Annotated in this window: 15 protein-coding genes; 6 read left to right on the top strand and 9 right to left on the bottom strand. The window is 61.6% G+C overall.

Annotation, left to right across the window (positions count from 1 at the left end; all coding sequences use genetic code 11):
• Positions 1-15 precede the first annotated feature (15 nt).
• The 3 genes from ACIPZF_RS12590 to ACIPZF_RS12580 are packed head-to-tail and all read right to left on the bottom strand — an operon-like array spanning position 16 to position 3,520.
• Entirely contained in the window at positions 16-729 is a 714-nt protein-coding gene (locus ACIPZF_RS12590) for a sulfite exporter TauE/SafE family protein (protein WP_400799462.1), read from the bottom strand.
• Between the two features lie 21 nt (positions 730-750).
• Positions 751-2,148: an amidohydrolase family protein gene (locus tag ACIPZF_RS12585; RefSeq protein WP_400799461.1), complete on the bottom strand. Its 1,398-nt coding sequence runs from the start codon at positions 2,146-2,148 to the stop codon at positions 751-753.
• Between the two features lie 22 nt (positions 2,149-2,170).
• Positions 2,171-3,520 carry a uracil-xanthine permease family protein gene (locus ACIPZF_RS12580; protein ID WP_400799458.1) on the bottom strand — a complete coding sequence of 450 codons (1,350 nt, stop codon included), beginning with the start codon at positions 3,518-3,520 and terminating at the stop codon, positions 2,171-2,173.
• A gap of 248 nt (positions 3,521-3,768) precedes the next feature.
• On the opposite strand from ACIPZF_RS12580, the gene ACIPZF_RS12575 reads away from it, so the two are divergent.
• Positions 3,769-4,791 carry a LacI family DNA-binding transcriptional regulator gene (locus ACIPZF_RS12575; protein WP_400799456.1) on the top strand — a complete coding sequence of 341 codons (1,023 nt, stop codon included), beginning with the start codon at positions 3,769-3,771 and terminating at the stop codon, positions 4,789-4,791.
• A 4-nt stretch (positions 4,792-4,795) separates the two neighbouring features.
• Here the strand turns inward: ACIPZF_RS12575 and ACIPZF_RS12570 are convergent, their stop codons facing one another.
• Positions 4,796-5,416, bottom strand: a complete 621-nt coding sequence (locus tag ACIPZF_RS12570; protein WP_400799453.1) for a LysE family translocator — start codon at positions 5,414-5,416, stop codon at positions 4,796-4,798.
• Between the two features lie 150 nt (positions 5,417-5,566).
• Here ACIPZF_RS12570 and dusA point away from each other — a divergent pair, with 150 nt between their 5' ends.
• From dusA to ACIPZF_RS12555, 3 genes are all read left to right on the top strand, one after another.
• On the top strand, positions 5,567-6,577 hold the full coding sequence (gene dusA, locus ACIPZF_RS12565; RefSeq protein WP_400799450.1) for a tRNA dihydrouridine(20/20a) synthase DusA: 1,011 nt from the start codon (positions 5,567-5,569) through the stop codon (positions 6,575-6,577).
• 318 nt (positions 6,578-6,895) lie between these two features.
• A complete protein-coding gene (gene tal / locus ACIPZF_RS12560) occupies positions 6,896-7,822 on the top strand; it encodes a transaldolase (protein ID WP_400799447.1) in 927 nt (308 codons plus the stop codon).
• 187 nt (positions 7,823-8,009) lie between these two features.
• A complete protein-coding gene (locus ACIPZF_RS12555) occupies positions 8,010-9,872 on the top strand; it encodes an alkaline phosphatase D family protein (protein ID WP_400799445.1) in 1,863 nt (620 codons plus the stop codon).
• Between the two features lie 90 nt (positions 9,873-9,962).
• Here ACIPZF_RS12555 and rssC read toward each other — a convergent pair whose 3' ends face one another.
• From rssC to ACIPZF_RS12540, 3 genes are all read right to left on the bottom strand, one after another.
• Positions 9,963-10,445 (bottom strand): anti-sigma factor antagonist RssC, encoded by a 483-nt coding sequence (gene rssC / locus ACIPZF_RS12550; protein WP_400799442.1) that lies wholly within the window; start codon positions 10,443-10,445, stop codon positions 9,963-9,965.
• Positions 10,442-11,626, bottom strand: a complete 1,185-nt coding sequence (rssB, locus tag ACIPZF_RS12545) for a two-component system response regulator RssB (protein ID WP_400799718.1) — start codon at positions 11,624-11,626, stop codon at positions 10,442-10,444. The genes rssC and rssB overlap by 4 nt, the downstream gene beginning before the upstream one ends.
• 270 nt (positions 11,627-11,896) lie before the next feature.
• A complete protein-coding gene (locus ACIPZF_RS12540) occupies positions 11,897-12,604 on the bottom strand; it encodes a VacJ family lipoprotein (RefSeq protein ID WP_400799440.1) in 708 nt (235 codons plus the stop codon).
• Positions 12,605-12,794: 190 nt separating this feature from the next.
• Here ACIPZF_RS12540 and ACIPZF_RS12535 point away from each other — a divergent pair, with 190 nt between their 5' ends.
• Both ACIPZF_RS12535 and ACIPZF_RS12530 read left to right on the top strand, forming a co-directional pair.
• The gene (locus ACIPZF_RS12535) at positions 12,795-13,358 is read left to right on the top strand and encodes a phosphonoacetaldehyde phosphonohydrolase-related protein (protein WP_400799437.1); all 564 of its coding nucleotides are present in this window, start codon (positions 12,795-12,797) and stop codon (positions 13,356-13,358) included.
• 122 nt (positions 13,359-13,480) lie between these two features.
• A complete protein-coding gene (locus ACIPZF_RS12530; RefSeq protein WP_008099220.1) occupies positions 13,481-13,744 on the top strand; it encodes a DUF4404 family protein in 264 nt (87 codons plus the stop codon).
• Positions 13,745-13,781: 37 nt separating this feature from the next.
• Here the strand turns inward: ACIPZF_RS12530 and queF are convergent, their stop codons facing one another.
• Positions 13,782-14,612 carry an NADPH-dependent 7-cyano-7-deazaguanine reductase QueF gene (queF, locus tag ACIPZF_RS12525; RefSeq protein WP_400799434.1) on the bottom strand — a complete coding sequence of 277 codons (831 nt, stop codon included), beginning with the start codon at positions 14,610-14,612 and terminating at the stop codon, positions 13,782-13,784.
• Between the two features lie 68 nt (positions 14,613-14,680).
• Positions 14,681-15,175 carry a plastocyanin/azurin family copper-binding protein gene (locus ACIPZF_RS12520; protein ID WP_400799431.1) on the bottom strand — a complete coding sequence of 165 codons (495 nt, stop codon included), beginning with the start codon at positions 15,173-15,175 and terminating at the stop codon, positions 14,681-14,683.
• Positions 15,176-15,323: the final 148 nt, after the last annotated feature.

Raw genomic sequence — 15,323 nt, 5'->3', positions numbered from 1 at the left:
TACGGCGGGGGTGCCTTACTGCACCAGCAACAGCGCCCCGGAAACGAAGGCGAAGATGAGGACGAAACGGCGCAAGCGCGTCTCATCGAGGTAATTGCGCACCCAATTGCTGGCGATTACACCTAGCGCCAAGGGCAAGCACAGCGCCAGCACGGGCGAAACCTGCTCGGTGTGCAAATGCCCGCCAATCGCCAGAACCACCAGTGAGATCACCTCCCCAACCAGGAAGCAAAGCGCAACCGACCCTCTCAAGGTGGCCACTGGCGAGTGCTGATACACCAGCGCGAGCGGCGGGCCACCCACGCCGGTGGCGGTTTCGGTGATGCCCGTGATCACTCCGGTGGAAATCAACGCCCGCCGGCCAGGCACGAACGACGGCGCCATCCAGGTCACCAGGCATGCCGCGATGGTCGACAAGCCAATGAACACGTTGAGTTGCGACAGCGGCAGCCAGAGCAAGATCCACACGCCACCGAAGGTGCCGGCGAAGCGCCCCAGGGTGATCCAGGAGCTGCCCCTGAAATCGATGGCATCGCGTTCCCGCCAGGCCACTGCAGCGTTCAAAGGCAACATCAGGATCAATAAACTGACGGGCAAGGTTTCGGGTGCCAGCAAGCCCATCACCGGTGCGACGATGAGCGCGAAGCCCATCCCCGTTGCCCCCTGTATGAGCGCACCGCAGGTAACGGCAACAGCGATGAGGTAAAGCGGGTCGAAAGGCAGATTCATCGTTAATGCGTTCCCGTTTCGTCACGCCACAGTCGGCAAGGGGTGAACTTTATGGATCGGCGACTGGTGCACGGCGCTTCTGGCCAGTTCATCCACCTGGCGCATCAGCGCCCGCGCGTCCCAGTCGGTAGGCCATCCCTGCCACAGGCGCACCTTGCCCTGCACCACCACGGCCTGAATCTGGTCGCGATTGGCGAGCCGGACCAGGTCCCAGCTGAGGTTCCACGACGGCAGCAACTCCGGCACTGCCAAGTCCACAAGCAGAAAATCCGCCGCCTTGCCGACAGCGATTCGCCCTGTCACCTGGCCCAGACCAAGGGTATCGGCGGCATGGCAGGTGCCCATGTCGAGCCATAACTGGCCACCGCCGCACACCGAATCCCCCACCGGCAAGCCATGGGCGAAGCGCTGCGCCGCCTCGGCGTAATCCATCAAGCGGAAGCCATCGCCCCGAGTACCGTCGGTGCCCAGCGCGACCGGAATGTTCAGGCAATGCATCAGGTGCGCCTGGGCCACGGCGTTGCCTTTCCAAGCGCTGGCCACAGGGTTGTAGCTGACAGCGGCGCCGCTATCGCGCAGCAGGCAGATTTCATTCGAAGTGAGCAGCGTCGCGTGGGCCAGCAGCGCTCCCGGACCCAGCGCGCCCGCGCGGTGAAGGTGCTCCAACGGGCGTACGCCGTACCGTTCGAGCGAACGCTCGACGGCGACCAGATGTTCGTTGACGTGGCTCTGGAACACCCTGCCCGCTTCTTGGCAGAGGCGATAGACCGAAGCCAATGTCGGATCGGTAGCGATCTCGGGAATGGGGACTGACAAGGACGGTGTAATCAAAGAATCATTGCCCCATGCCGAGAGGTGATCCTCGGCCAATGAAAGCACCCGGCTGGCATCCAGTACCCGCTCGCCCTCCAGATCGTTGCAGGTTTTAGCCAGCACGCAACGCATCCCCACTTCATGCACCGCCTGGGCAATGGCCTCGACACCCTCTTTCGAACGGGTGCCCGCATCGCAAACTGTGGTAAAGCCTCCGCGCAGCGATTCGAACGCTGCCAGTTTGCTGGTCAGGTACAGCAAGTCGGTGTCGAGAGAACCCTCGAGCGGAATCCACACACGCCGGAAAATCTCTGACGGCTCGCCAAACACCAGGCCTTTGCCGAAGCTCTGGCTGAGATGGTGATGGGTATCGATGAAGCCAGGCATCAGCAATTGATGTTCCAGACGCCGCACCGAATGGGCCGGGTAGCGACGCTGCAACAGTGCCAGTGGTCCGACGTCGGCGAACAGGCCATCGACCACCAGCACCGCCTGATCGCGGCGCGGCCCTTCGGGCAGCAGCAGCCAGTCAGGGGCCAACAGTTGACCCGCGGCCACCAGTTGTTCAGGCGCAATCGCCAAGTGATTGGAAACAGTGCAGTTCATAGTCACGCCTTGTGGTTGTGAGTCAGGGATTGATCAGCTTCGCTTTGGCTTTCGCCGGGGCGCAGTGCCTGCCAGTGCAGTGGAAGATGAAGTTCATGACGGCCGCAGTGAGCGCGCCCATGGCAACGCCGTTGCCAAGCAGGCCGGCCAGGCCTTGGGGGAATTGGCTGTAGACGCCAGGCACGAGAATCGGCAGCAGGCCCACGGCCAGGGCGACCGACACCACGTACAAGTTGCCGTGGCTGCGCATGTCCACCTTGCGCAGCATGTCGATGCCCATGGTGCCGACGATCGCGAACACGATCAGGCTGGTACCGCCGACCACGGCTTCGGGCACGCCTTCGATCAGGCGCGCTAATGGCGCCAGTACGGCGAACAGCAACAGCAACACCCCGGAGACTGCCGTCACATACCGCGAACGCACCTGCGTGGCCCGGATGACACCGATGTTTTCCCCACTGGTGATGATCAGCGACGTACCCATGAAACCGCCCAGAATGGAGGTCAACGCATCCCCGCGAATGGTGCGCACCACATCGCGGTCGATATCCAGCGGCTTATCCACCGCCTCACTGATGGCCACGGTCTGCCCGGTGGCTTCCACCATCGAAACCAGGCAAAACAGCATCAGCGGAATGGAGGCGAACAGATCGAAATGCGGTACGCCAAAGGGCATGAAGGCAGGCAGGCTGAACAGGGGGTAAGCACCGCCGGCTGGCTGATCGAAAGCCCCTAGGGTCACCGCCAGCAAGCTGCCACCTAACAAGCCAAGCAGAATCGATAATTGTGCCAGCATGCCGCGTAACAGCCGTGCACAGACGACGGTGATGGCGATGGTGGCAAAGGCCAACAGCAATTGCTCTGGCGCGGCGAACTGGCTGCTACCGGGTTGGCCGACGATCAACTGGCCCGAGAGCTTGACCAGGTTGACGGCCACCAACAGCAACATGGTGCCCACCACCACCGACGGAAAGAATCGCAACAGGCGCCGAAAAATCGGCAACACCAGAAAGTAGAACGCGCCTGTGAGGATGACCGCCCCCGAGGCTGTGGCAACCCCGTTTTGCTGAGCGATCAGAATGAACAGCATGATCGGGGCGCCGCCCGGCAGCATGATGAACGGCAACCGTGCGCCACAGCCTCGTAAACCCAGCGACTGCACAAGCGTCCCCAGCCCACAGACCAGAAACGTGGCGCTGAGCAACTGCAGCGTCAGTTCACTGCCAAAACCCAACGCGGTGGCCATGAGGAACACCGAAGCAATGGGCGACGCCGCCATTACCAGCACATGCTGGGCACCAAACATCAACAACTGGCGCCAGGGCAGGCGCTCATCCACAGGACCGACAACGGTATTTTCATGATTCGGCATATCCCACCTCGAGCCGGGCCGCGCGTGGCGATCCCTTGATTATTGTTATTTGGAGCCGGACGGAGCCGCCTGGAAAATGCAGATATATTCCAGACCAAATCGATTTATTCACTACCCAAATCGATTTGGGTGAAAATTAGACCCGTGCTGGAGAAGTGTCAATGAATCTTTCACCGAAGGCGGTCGAGTAGCCGCACACTTTCAGGCAGCGTATAACTGCGGCCATCGCTTACAGAGCCAGCCCATCCATGCCCAGCAGCCCCCCCCGCCGCCTTACCATCGCCGATGTCGCCAACGCTGCGGGCGTTTCGCGCACCACCGTGTCCCATGCATTGAACGACCGCGGCCAGGTCGATCCCGAGACGCGGGCCTTGGTGAAAGCGGTGGCCGAGCGCCTGGGCTACAGCCCCAACCTGCGTGCCCAGCGCCTGCGCACCGGCCGCGCCAACGCCATCGCCCTGCTCTCTTCGATGCCATTCGCGGTTGCTGGCGGCTCGTCACGCCTGGGATTCCTGATGGAGATCGCCGCCACCGCGACAGAGGCCGCAATGCGACAGGGCGTGGCCCTGGTGCTGGTGCCACCGATGGATGAAGCGCAAGCGCTGCTGCACACGCTGGACATCGATGGCGCGGTGATCATCGAACCCGTGGCTGACGATCCGAACGTGGCCTGCCTGCAAAAACGCGGGGTGAAGATGGTGACTATTGGGCGCCAACCCGAGGCGCATGAGCCGCTTCCCTACATCGACATGCATGGCGAGCAGACCGGCACGCTGCTACTGGAGCACCTGCATGAACAGGGCGCACGGCGCATCGGCCTGATCATCGGGGAACAGCCCAGACACTCCTACCTGGATATGGAACGGGCTTACCGGACATATTGCACACGCAACCAGCAGGCTCCAGCGATCGTCAAGGCAAGCGAAGGCGGTGGCGAAACGGCGGGCGCAGCAGCCTGCCTGCAGTTGCTGCAGGCTCATCCTGACCTCGACGGCTTGTGTGTACCGGTGGATGCTTTCGCGACAGGTGCTGTGCGGGCACTGCAGGACAGCGCGCGGAGGGTTCCCGAGGATGTGAAAGTCGTCACTCGCTACGACGGCTTGCGTGCACGAGAGTGCTCACCACCGCTGACATCGCTGGACATGCACCTTGAGGACGTGACCGCACTTGCCATCGAGCTTTTGTTCGAACACATCAATGGCAGCGGGCAGCGCGAATGCATCGATGCCCCCCTGCCCACGCTCGTTCAGCGCAGTTCGACCTGCCGCTGAACGGTTAGCGTCGGCTCAGGGCCAGGCGTGCGGCGAACAGTACGAAGACCAGGCCAGTTGCCCGATCCATCCACTGAATGACCTTTTCACGACGCAACACGCCCGCCAAGGACTGGGTTGCGCCAATCAGGATCATCGACCAAACCAGGCCCAGTGCCACGTGGATGCCGACCAAGCCGAAGGTCCAGGCTACCAGGGGCTGGCCTTGCGGGATGAACTGCGGCAGGAAAGAGACGTAGAAAATCCCGACCTTTGGATTAAGCAGGTTGCCCAGCATGCCCTTCACGAACCAGTTGGCCTGTGGTCGAGCGTCCGTCTGTACTGCTCCCAGCGACTGCCTTGGACGCAGCAGCATGTTTACACCGAGCCACGCGAGGTAGCCAGCGCCGCAGTACTTGAGGATGTCATAGGCCAGCTCCGAGACGGCAATCAGTGCGCCAAGGCCGAACGCAACTGCCGCCCCCCATAGCAGGCAACCGGCGTTGATGCCCAGGGCCGCTTGGATGCCTTGCTTGCGGCCTTCGACGGTGGACGTTCGCAGGATCAGCGCGGTATCGAGGCCAGGGGTGATGGTGAGCAACGTGGCAGCGAAGGTGAAGGCGATCAGGTTGTCGGCGATGGACATGGGCGTCGGGGCCTGCAGATGAGGTGCAGGGAGGTTAGCATGGGCTTGCAGCGCCAGACATCAGCGGCGCGGACGCGGGCGCTGCTCACTTGGTAGACTATGGCCATTGCATGCCCGCCCTCCCGAACTCGATTGAATATACACACCCACATGCCTCAAGAATCCGTTGCACAAGCAGTAGCCCAGCGCCCTGAGCCTTCCCGCCGCTTCAGCGTTGCGCCGATGATGGACTGGACAGACCGCCACTGCCGCTTCTTCCTGCGCCTGCTCTCCAAGCAAACCCTGCTCTACACCGAAATGGTCACCACCGGCGCCCTCCTCCACAACGACGCCCACCGTTTCCTGCGCCACGACGTTTCCGAGCACCCGCTGGCCCTGCAGTTGGGCGGCAGCGTGCCGGCCGACCTGGCAGCCTGCGCGCGTCTGGCCGAAGACGCAGGTTACGACGAGGTCAACCTCAACGTCGGCTGCCCTAGCGACCGGGTGCAGAACAACATGATCGGCGCCTGCCTGATGGCCCACCCGGCGCTGGTAGCCGATTGCGTCAAGGCCATGCGTGATGCGGTGTCGACGCCGGTGACGGTGAAGCACCGCATCGGCATCAATGGCCGTGACAGCTACGCCGAGCTGTGCGATTTCGTCGGCCAGGTGCGCGATGCTGGCTGCCGCAGCTTTACCGTGCATGCGCGGATTGCGATCCTCGAAGGGCTGTCGCCGAAGGAGAACCGCGAGATTCCGCCGCTGCGTTACGACGTGGCCGCGCAGTTGAAGGCTGATTTCCCGGATCTGGAGATTGTGCTCAACGGGGGCATCAAGACCTTGGAGGAATGCCAGGGGCATCTGCAGACCTTCGATGGGGTGATGCTTGGGCGCGAGGCGTACCACAATCCCTATGTACTGGCTGAGGTGGATCAGCAGCTGTTTGGCAGTGATGCGCCGGTGGTCAGCCGCAGCGAGGCGATGGCGCAGTTGCGGCCTTACATTGTTGCGCACATCGAGAGCGGAGGCGCGATGCATCACATCACCCGGCATATCCTCGGCCTCGGCCAGGGGTTCAAGGGCGCGCGGCGCTTCCGACAGCTGCTGTCGGCGGATATTCACAAGGCGCCGGAGCCGTTGGTAGTGTTCGACCAGGCCGCTGAGCTGCTGCAAGGGCGCTGATCGAGGACATTTGGCCCTTTTGGCACCCCACCTTGTGGGAGCGGCTTTAGCCGCGAAGAAAGTGACGCGGTGGATGGCACCGGCTTTGCCGGTGTTCGCGGCTGAAGCCGCTCCCACTGGGATCGAAGTAGCTAATGAGAAGATAGCTAACCTGTGCCCTTGCAGACCTTGACCGTGCTTATCCCAAAAGCCTGGGAACCTCCTGACGGCCGATGACTCGAATCATCACCTTCGACAATTCGCCACCGCCCCATTGGCCCCTTGAGCGGCCGTCGGGGCTCGGGTAATGTCGAGACATCGCACAGGACAGAGCACGCCATGACCTCCAAGCTGGAACAACTCAAGCAGTTCACCACCGTGGTCGCCGACACCGGGGACCTGGACGCCATCACCCGCCTCAAGCCGGTCGATGCCACCACCAACCCGTCGTTGCTGCTCAAGGCTGCCGCCATCCCTGGCTATGCCGACCTGCTCAAGCAGGTGAAAAGCGACGCCAAGGGCAATGTCGACCTGGCCTGCGACAAGTTTGCCGTGGCCGTGGGTGCCGGCATCCTGAAGGCGATTCCTGGGCGCATCTCTACCGAAGTGGATGCTCGCCTGTCGTTCGACGAACCGGCATTGCTGAAAAAGGCCCGTCAGCTGATCGAGCTGTACGAAGCCGCCGGTGTTTCCAAGGACCGCGTGCTGATCAAGCTGGCCTCCACCTGGGAAGGCATCCGCGCTGCCGAGAAATTGGAAAAGGAAGGCATCCAGACCAACCTGACCTTACTGTTCTCCTTCGCCCAGGCCCAGGCTTGTGCCGATGCCGGGGTGTTCCTGATTTCGCCGTTCGTGGGCCGCATCTACGACTGGTACAAGAAAAGCACCGGCCAGGACTATGTCGGTGCCGAAGACCCGGGCGTGCAGTCGGTCACGCGCATTTACAACTACTACAAGGCCAATGGCTACGACACCGTGGTCATGGGCGCCAGCTTCCGTAATATCGGCCAGATCGAACAGCTGGCCGGCTGCGACCGCCTGACCATCAGCCCGGACCTGCTGGAAAAGCTCAGCGAAGACCAGGGTGAGCTGCCGCGTATCCTCAAGCCGGGCAATGCCGGTGAGGCCAAGCAGGTACTCACCGAGAGCCAATTCCGCTGGGCGATGAACGAAGATGCCATGGGCACCGAGAAGCTGGCCGAAGGCATTCGCCAGTTCGCGCGGGACCAGGAGAAACTGGAAAAGCTGATGGCTGACAAAGCCTGATACATATCCGGTTTGCCAGACGGGCGGTAAATGATCAGCATTTTCCGCCCGTTTTGCTTTATCCCGTAAAAATGGGTTTTGAATTCTAGGGCCCATTCGCGGGCAAGCCCGCTCCCACAGGGATCTTCACAATACCGGTGGGAGCGGGCTTGCCCGCGAATGGGCCTATTAGCCACCAGAGCTGTTGATGACCGCCCCCACTTCACTGCCCCTCGTTCTAGCCGGCCCGGTTCTGCGCCGTCTCGAGCCTCAACGCTTGGCCATCTGGCTGGTCGCTAGTCAACGCTTGCAACCCGAGTTCATCGGGCACGGCACGGCCCAGGCGAATTGCCAGGTCATCCCGATCGGCGAGCACGCTTTCATCCACCTGCTGGATATTCACTTCAGCCAACCCTTGCCTGTTAACTGCGCCGTCGAATACGACCTGCTGATCAACGGCCAAGGCATCGCCGACTGGGCGCCACACCTGCTCTACCCTGGCCAGCAGCGGCCGAGCCTGGTGCTGCGCGAGCGCCTGGACCAGCTGCTGCACGGTTCTTGCCGCAAGCCGCATCACCCCGCTGCCGACGGCTTGCTCTGCGCCGACCGCCTGCTTGCGGCGTGCCAGCGACCAGAAGAACGTCCGGCCGTGCTGCTGATGACCGGCGACCAGGTCTACGCCGACGACGTCGCCGGCCCGATGTTACGGGCCATTCATTCGCTGATCGAGCGCCTTGGCCTGTTCGACGAACAGTTGGAAGGCGCGGTCGTCGCCGACAGCCAGGCGCTCTACCAGCACCCGGCCAGCTATTACCACCGTGCCGACCTGCTGCCCGCCCATGAGGGCAACGAAACCCTGCGCGAACGCTTCTTCGGCGGCAAGCGCAAGCCGATCTTCACGTCCAGCAATGCCGACAACCACCTGGTGACATTCGCCGAAGTCATGGCCATGTACCTGCTGGTCTGGTCACCGGTCCCGTGGCAGTTGGTGCAGCTCGACATGCCCACGGGCCTGGCCGATCAACATCAGGCGCGCTACCGCGAAGAGCTGCCTCGTATCGAGGCATTTGCCGCCAACCTGGGCCAAGTGGCGCGGGTGATGGCCCACCTGCCCTGCCTGATGATCTTCGACGACCACGACATCACCGACGATTGGAACCTCTCGGCACAGTGGGAAGAAACCGCCTACGGCCACGCCTTCTCGCGGCGGATCATCGGCAACGCCCTGCTCGGCTATCTGCTGTGCCAGGCCTGGGGCAACGACCCGGACGGCTGCGAGGCCATGGTTGGGCAATGCCAGGCGCTTTCCAGCCCGCGACTGGACAGCCAGGAACAGGATCAACTAATCGACGATCTGCTGCGCTTCCAGGGCTGGCAGTTCAGCCTGCCCAGCAACCCGCCGCTGCTGGTGCTGGACACCCGTACGCGCCGCTGGCGCAGCGAAAGCGATCTGGCCAAGCCCTCCGGCCTGCTTGATTGGGAAGCGCTCTGTGAGCTGCAACAGGCATTGCTGGATCATCCTTCGGCGATCATCGTGTCACCGGCGCCGATCTTCGGCGTCAAGCTGATCGAGACAGTGCAGAAGCTGTTCAGTTGGCTGGGCTACCCGCTGCTGGTGGATGCCGAGAATTGGATGGCGCACCGCGGCGCGGCGCAGGTGATCCTGAATATCTTCCGCCATTCGCGGACACCGGGGCATTACGTGGTGCTATCCGGAGATGTGCACTACTCGTTCGTCTATGAGGTGCTGATTCGCCATCGCCAGCGCAGCCCGCACCTGTGGCAGGTCACCAGCAGCGGTATCAAGAATGAGTTTCCCCGCCGTCTGCTGGATGTGCTGGACCGGCTCAACCGCTGGCTGTACTCGCCGCGCTCGCCGCTCAACTGGTTCACCCGACGCAGGGAGATGCAGGTAGTGCCGCGCACGCCCAGCGACAGCAAGGCCGGGGAACGGCTGTGGAACAGTGCGGGGCTAGGGCAGGTATTTTTTGATGAGCAAGGGCGGCCGGCACGGGTGTTTCAGCTGAATGCCGATGGCGCTAAGGCAACGGAGTTTGCGCGGCAGGAATGATTGGTCAGGTGCATCTTATGCTGGCTTGGCTGGCGTCTTCGCGGGGCGAGCCCGCTCCCACAGGTCCAGCGTAGCCCTCAATGATGAAAATCAGGTCCGCTCGAGCGCGCTCACCAGGTCATGGAAGGCTTCACGGTTGGAGTCATTCAACCCCATGAGAATCTTGTGCGCTTCCAGCACCTTGGAGCGCACCACATCTTCGTTCTGATCCTGCGATGGCAAGTCGGTCAGGCACTCCGTGCACGGCACTGGCCGGTCGACAATGTTGAATACCTGATCGAAGCCCATGGACTGCAACAGGCGCGAGATGTCCGGGTTGGTGGTGACCACAGTCGGCAGCAGGCCAACCTTCTGCCGCGACAGGATCGACAGCTTGGCCAGCAGGCCCAGCGTGGTGCTGTCGATGCTTTCGGTTTCCGTCAGATCGATGACGATCGCCGAGAAATTCAGCGCAGTGAAGATTTTCTCGATCGTTGCATCCAGCGCCGAACACAGGGTCAGACGCACTTCACCGACGAACTTCAGTACGAAGGTGCCACTCTGCTCGGCAAACCGAATTCTACCGGTACTCATTGAAGGTTCCTGCTCAACACCAATAGGGCGATATCATCCGGCATCTCCCCAAGCGTAGCCAATCCAAATCGTTGGCGCAGCCCATCCAGGCTACCCCCCGCTGCCTTGACGATTTCCGGCAAGGCGGCTTCTTTATCTTTGAGCGTGTCCCCAGGCAAAAGGTCCAGGATGCCATCGGACATCAGGCTCAGGCTGAACTGCGGCGGCAGTTCCATGACCAGGTCCTGATAGGTGGCTTCATCGAACAAGCCGACTGGCAGGCCGCGGCCTTCCAGGTAGCGAGCCTGGCCTGGGGTATACAGCACCGGCAACGGCAGGTGACCGCCTACGGCATAGGTCAGCAGGCCGGTGTCTTCATCGATAACCCCGCCGACCATGGTCACATGCTTGCCCAGCTTGCAGTTGATCAGGCCACGGTTGATATGGCTGAGCACTTCCGAGGGCTTGAACTCGCGCAATTTGCTGTTGCGCTTGAATTCGAACATCAGCCGAGTGGTCATGAACTTCAACAGCACGGTGACGAAGGCAGACGAGGCACCGTGCCCAGACACATCAGCCAGATAGAAGGCGATGCGCCGGTCATCCACACGGAAATAGTCGGCAAAATCGCCCGACAGGTAAAGCGACGGAATGATCTGATGCTCGAAGGCGAACTCCCCGGCAACCCAGGGGCTCTCCGGCAGCATGTTCATCTGCACCTGCCGACCGGCGGTCTGATCCTCCTGCAACAAGTGCAGGCTGGCTTCCAATTCACGGTTGGCTGCTTCGAGCTTGTCGCGGTAACGCTGGTTTTCCACTACCAGCCGCGAACGGTCAAGCGCACGGCGCACCGAGTGCTCGAGCACTGCAAGGTCTTCCAACGGCTTGATCAGGTAGTCGGCGGCGCCCAGGCGCAAGGCCTCGACTGCGTCGCTCATCACGCCGGCACCTGACACCACGATCACCGGCAACTGCGGTGCGCGCTCGCTGACCTGACGGATCAGTTCGAGGCCGCCCATCTGCGGCATGCGCAGATCGCAGATCACGAGGTCGGGCTGGTGTTCTTCGAAGACCTGGAGCCCCTGCTGGCCATTACCGGCCTGGAGCACGCTAAAGCCACTGTCTTCCAGATAGGCGGCGAGGCTCGCACGGACCACGTCGTCATCATCGATGATCAGCAGCGTTGCACTGATTTTCTGCATGTGGGCGAACGGCGCCGATTGGGGTTGGTGCAGGGGCGTCTGCAAGGCTGACATCCGGCTGCTGGAATTCTCTGTGGTAACACTCTACTTGAGTTGTAGGCCAAGAAGGCGGCCCAGGCAACCGGCAGAGGTACCTTGTAAGGCGCAGACGGTACTCCCATCCGTCAGGCGTTTCAAGCATACGTCGGTCGAGTTCAATGCTCTTTGTTTGCTAAATGACTGGGAGTTATAAAAAAGGCGACCCTGAGGTCGCCTTTATGCATTTAAGACTCAAAAATCGTCTTCGACTTCGCCGTCCTTGACCTTGAACTCGCGGTTCTGCAGGTAGGCGTTGCGAATGAAAATGTACTTGTCGCCCTGAATCAGCTTTTCTGCCGACAGCAGGCTGGCGCGGGTATCGACCACGTCCAGAGCGAAGATCGAGTTGCGGGTCGGGACATGGTCAATGTAGCGGTACGGCTTGGTGTAGCCGTCCGGATATTTGGCCAGGCCGTCACGCACGGTGCTTGGGCCGAGCAGCGGTATGACCACGTAAGGACCGCTTGGCACGCCCCAGTAGCCGAGCGTCTGGCCGAAATCTTCGTCGCTGCGCTGCAGGCCCATCCTGGTGCCTACGTCGAAGAAGCCGCCAAGACCGAATGTGGTGTTGACGATCAGCCGTGCGGTGTCCACGCCTGCCGCATGCGGCTTGAACTGCAACACGTTGTTGGCCAGGTTGGTGACATCACCCAGGTTGCGGAAGATGTTGTGAATGCCATCTTCGAGAAACTGGGGAGTGACGGCCTGATAACCCTGGGCCAATGGCTTGAGGGCATAGGTGTCGAGGACGTCGTTGAAACGGAAGATCGGCCGGTTGACCACCTCCCAGGGATCCTCTTCAGTGGCCGCCTGGGTCGCCGCCACGGGTGCCAGCAGCAAGCTGGCACAGACACAGGCCTGGGTGACTCGCTCGATCACACCGGCACCGATCCTACGCATAGATGTTTCTCCATCGAATTTCTCGGCCGCAAGCGCAACGGGCGCGCCGCAGGTAAGGCGGCAGTATAGAGGCTTGCGGGCTGATAAACAGCTTTACACATTTTTGCTCATTAATTTGTGAACATCTGTTGCGCGTCATGCCAGCGTCACAATTGCCGATTAGCCTGCGGAATATTTCAGGGAAGTTGCCATGCACGATGCGCCCGCCTTCACCGCTGTGCTGTTCGGCCTGCGTGGTTGCCTGGTCCAGGCTGCCAGCGGTAGCCCCCTGCCCGCCCCCGGCGCCCTCGATACGCTGGCTGGCCTGCGCCGCCAGCAAGTGCCGTGCATCTGGCTCGATGACCTGAACAGCACGCAAGGCAAACGCCTGGCCAGCGTACTGCCTGACTGGCTGCCTGGGCACGTGGCCAATGGTGTGCGCTGGCCAGCACCGAACGCCTGCTGGCAAGCGTTGATGGCACTCGACAGCCAGCGCCTGGACGGCTGTGTGCTGGTCAGCGGCGAGCCTCAGCTGCTGCAGTCAGGCCTCAACGCCGGCCTGTGGACCATTGGTCTGGCTGCCTGCAGCCCGTCCTGCGATCTCGGCTCACAGCAGTGGCAAGCCATGAACCCGCAGGAGCAGGAGCTGGCCCGTGGCAAGGCGACGCTGGAACTGTTCCGCCTTGGCGTGCATTCGGTGATCGACCACCTCGAAGCATTGGACACCTGCCTGACCGACATCGCCATGCGCCGGCGCAAGGGTGAAAAACCCTGACACAGCACCGTTGATGCGGATCATGCAAACCCGCTGCGAGTGGATTACGCTTGAGACAGGTGCGAACCTTTGCCGCTTCGCTGAGGTCCATGCCTTGCCAAGCCATTGATGGAGAACAACCAATGCCTGCCCGCGAATTGCAAGAGCGCCTGAACAGCTTGCGCGAGCAACTGGATCGGAACGTACCGCTTACGGATGAAGAGCTGGCCGCGCTGCATGAGGAAGCCAGACAGATCGAGGCGCAACTGAAACTTGAAGAGGCCACCCCGGACAATAACCTGGTGGATGGTGTGAATTTGGCCATAGAGCGCTTCGAGGCCGACCATCCGGACCTGACTGCCACCCTGCGCAGCATTGCCAATTCGCTGCACAGCATGGGTATTTGAGATAGCAAAGGGGCCGCGAAGCGGCCCCAATGACATGTTACTGACGAACCAGTCGCAAGTTCTTTGGGCTGATCGCCCCGGTGCTGCGATACGGGTTGATATCCAGCCCACCCCGGCGCACATAGCGCGCATACACCGTCAGGTGCTCCGGCTGCAGCAGGTTCTTCAGGTCGAGGTAGATCCGCTCCACGCACTGCTCGTGGAAGTCGGCATGCTGGCGAAAGCTGATCAGGTAGGTCAGCAAGCTGGCGTGATCCAGCGCCCTGCCCTTGTACTCGACAACCACGCTGCCCCAATCTGGCTGGCCGGTCACCGGGCAGTTGGACTTGAGCAGATGGCTATGCAGGGTCTCCTCCACAACCTGGTCCGGGTTGCAGCGCAGCAGCTCCGGCTGCGGCTGCTCATAGTTGCTGATGGCGATATCCAGCCCGTCGATGCACTGCCCCGGCAACGCGACCACTCCCTGTGCCTCGACTTCATCCAGCGTGCGGACCTGCACGCTGACAGGTTTGCCAGCGGCAGCCGACAGGTCATTCTGCAGGCACGCCTGCAATTCGCCGATCGAAGCGAACACCGTCTGGTTCAACGAGTTGAGGTAGAGCTTGAACGACTTCGATTCGATGATGTTCGGCGAGTCGGCGGGAATGGCGAACTCACCGATCGCCACCACCGGCTTGCCCGACGGCAGCAACCAGGAAAGCTCGAAGCAATTCCAGTAATCCACGCCTTGCCACGGCAGGGTCTGGGCGGTTACGCCCAGCTCTGCCCACTTGGCCGTGCGCGGGATCGGGAACAGCAGCGAAGGCGTGTAGGTGGCGATGTATTCGCTGGACTTGCCCAGCGGGGAATGTTCGGCGGCGGGATGCATGGAAACTGACCTGAAGGTTCGGAAATACCCGTAGTCTACCGGTTTTGCAGCCCGCCTTGCAGCGCCCGTCACTCGATGGTCAGCGCGCCGACCATGCCAGCCTGGTAATGCCCCGGCACGTTGCAGGCGAATTCGATGGGGGCCGACTGGCGGAAGGTCCAGGTCAGCTCGGCACGCTGGCCCGGCTGGACCAGCACAGTGTTGCCGGCGTCATGGCCATGGCCCATGTGCCCGTGGTCCATGCCCTCGTGATTCATGCCTGCGGTAAACAGCTTACCTTGCATGGCAATCATTTCTTTCTGGTGCTCGACATGCATGGCCTTGTCGCCCAGGTTGAACTCGTGGGGCAGCTGACCTTCGTTGATCAGCACAAAGCGCACGGTTTCGCCAGCCTTGACGTGCAGGCTCTTCGGTTCGAAAGCGATGTCTTTGAGCACTACCTCGACCGTGCGATTGGCGTTGGCTGCCAGGGCGGGCTCGCCGAAGGCGAAGTTTTTGCCGCCATCGGCCAAGGTTGGCAGGCTTACGAGGGCAACGGCGGCGCTGAAGAACAGGTGTTTCATGATGACTCCAAAACCTACAACGGAATAACGCCACTTTAGAAAGGGCTGTCTGGCAACTACCTGACGGCAAGATTACAACTTTGTCAGCTTCGCTGGCGGCCGGGATAGTCACGTATCATTTCAGCCATCAAACCGTTTCCCATTGGAC

It is taken from the genome of Pseudomonas sp. NPDC089752 (assembly GCF_044748725.1).
Lineage (GTDB): Bacteria > Pseudomonadota > Gammaproteobacteria > Pseudomonadales > Pseudomonadaceae > Aquipseudomonas.
The sequence above is the reverse complement of the archived record's forward strand: the minus strand, read 5'-3'. Positions and strand labels throughout refer to the sequence as shown.

What these genes read in the sequence shown, in the direction of transcription:
- ACIPZF_RS12590 (WP_400799462.1), bottom strand. Translation starts at nt 729, where the DNA reads ATGAATCTGCCTTTCGACCCGCTTTACCTCATCGCTGTTGCCGTTACC.
- ACIPZF_RS12585 (WP_400799461.1), bottom strand. Translation starts at nt 2,148, where the DNA reads ATGAACTGCACTGTTTCCAATCACTTGGCGATTGCGCCTGAACAACTG.
- ACIPZF_RS12580 (WP_400799458.1), bottom strand. Translation starts at nt 3,520, where the DNA reads ATGCCGAATCATGAAAATACCGTTGTCGGTCCTGTGGATGAGCGCCTG.
- ACIPZF_RS12575 (WP_400799456.1), top strand. Translation starts at nt 3,769, where the DNA reads ATGCCCAGCAGCCCCCCCCGCCGCCTTACCATCGCCGATGTCGCCAAC.
- ACIPZF_RS12570 (WP_400799453.1), bottom strand. Translation starts at nt 5,416, where the DNA reads ATGTCCATCGCCGACAACCTGATCGCCTTCACCTTCGCTGCCACGTTG.
- dusA (WP_400799450.1), top strand. Translation starts at nt 5,567, where the DNA reads ATGCCTCAAGAATCCGTTGCACAAGCAGTAGCCCAGCGCCCTGAGCCT.
- tal (WP_400799447.1), top strand. Translation starts at nt 6,896, where the DNA reads ATGACCTCCAAGCTGGAACAACTCAAGCAGTTCACCACCGTGGTCGCC.
- ACIPZF_RS12555 (WP_400799445.1), top strand. Translation starts at nt 8,010, where the DNA reads ATGACCGCCCCCACTTCACTGCCCCTCGTTCTAGCCGGCCCGGTTCTG.
- rssC (WP_400799442.1), bottom strand. Translation starts at nt 10,445, where the DNA reads ATGAGTACCGGTAGAATTCGGTTTGCCGAGCAGAGTGGCACCTTCGTA.
- rssB (WP_400799718.1), bottom strand. Translation starts at nt 11,626, where the DNA reads ATGCAGAAAATCAGTGCAACGCTGCTGATCATCGATGATGACGACGTG.
- ACIPZF_RS12540 (WP_400799440.1), bottom strand. Translation starts at nt 12,604, where the DNA reads ATGCGTAGGATCGGTGCCGGTGTGATCGAGCGAGTCACCCAGGCCTGT.
- ACIPZF_RS12535 (WP_400799437.1), top strand. Translation starts at nt 12,795, where the DNA reads ATGCACGATGCGCCCGCCTTCACCGCTGTGCTGTTCGGCCTGCGTGGT.
- ACIPZF_RS12530 (WP_008099220.1), top strand. Translation starts at nt 13,481, where the DNA reads ATGCCTGCCCGCGAATTGCAAGAGCGCCTGAACAGCTTGCGCGAGCAA.
- queF (WP_400799434.1), bottom strand. Translation starts at nt 14,612, where the DNA reads ATGCATCCCGCCGCCGAACATTCCCCGCTGGGCAAGTCCAGCGAATAC.
- ACIPZF_RS12520 (WP_400799431.1), bottom strand. Translation starts at nt 15,175, where the DNA reads ATGAAACACCTGTTCTTCAGCGCCGCCGTTGCCCTCGTAAGCCTGCCA.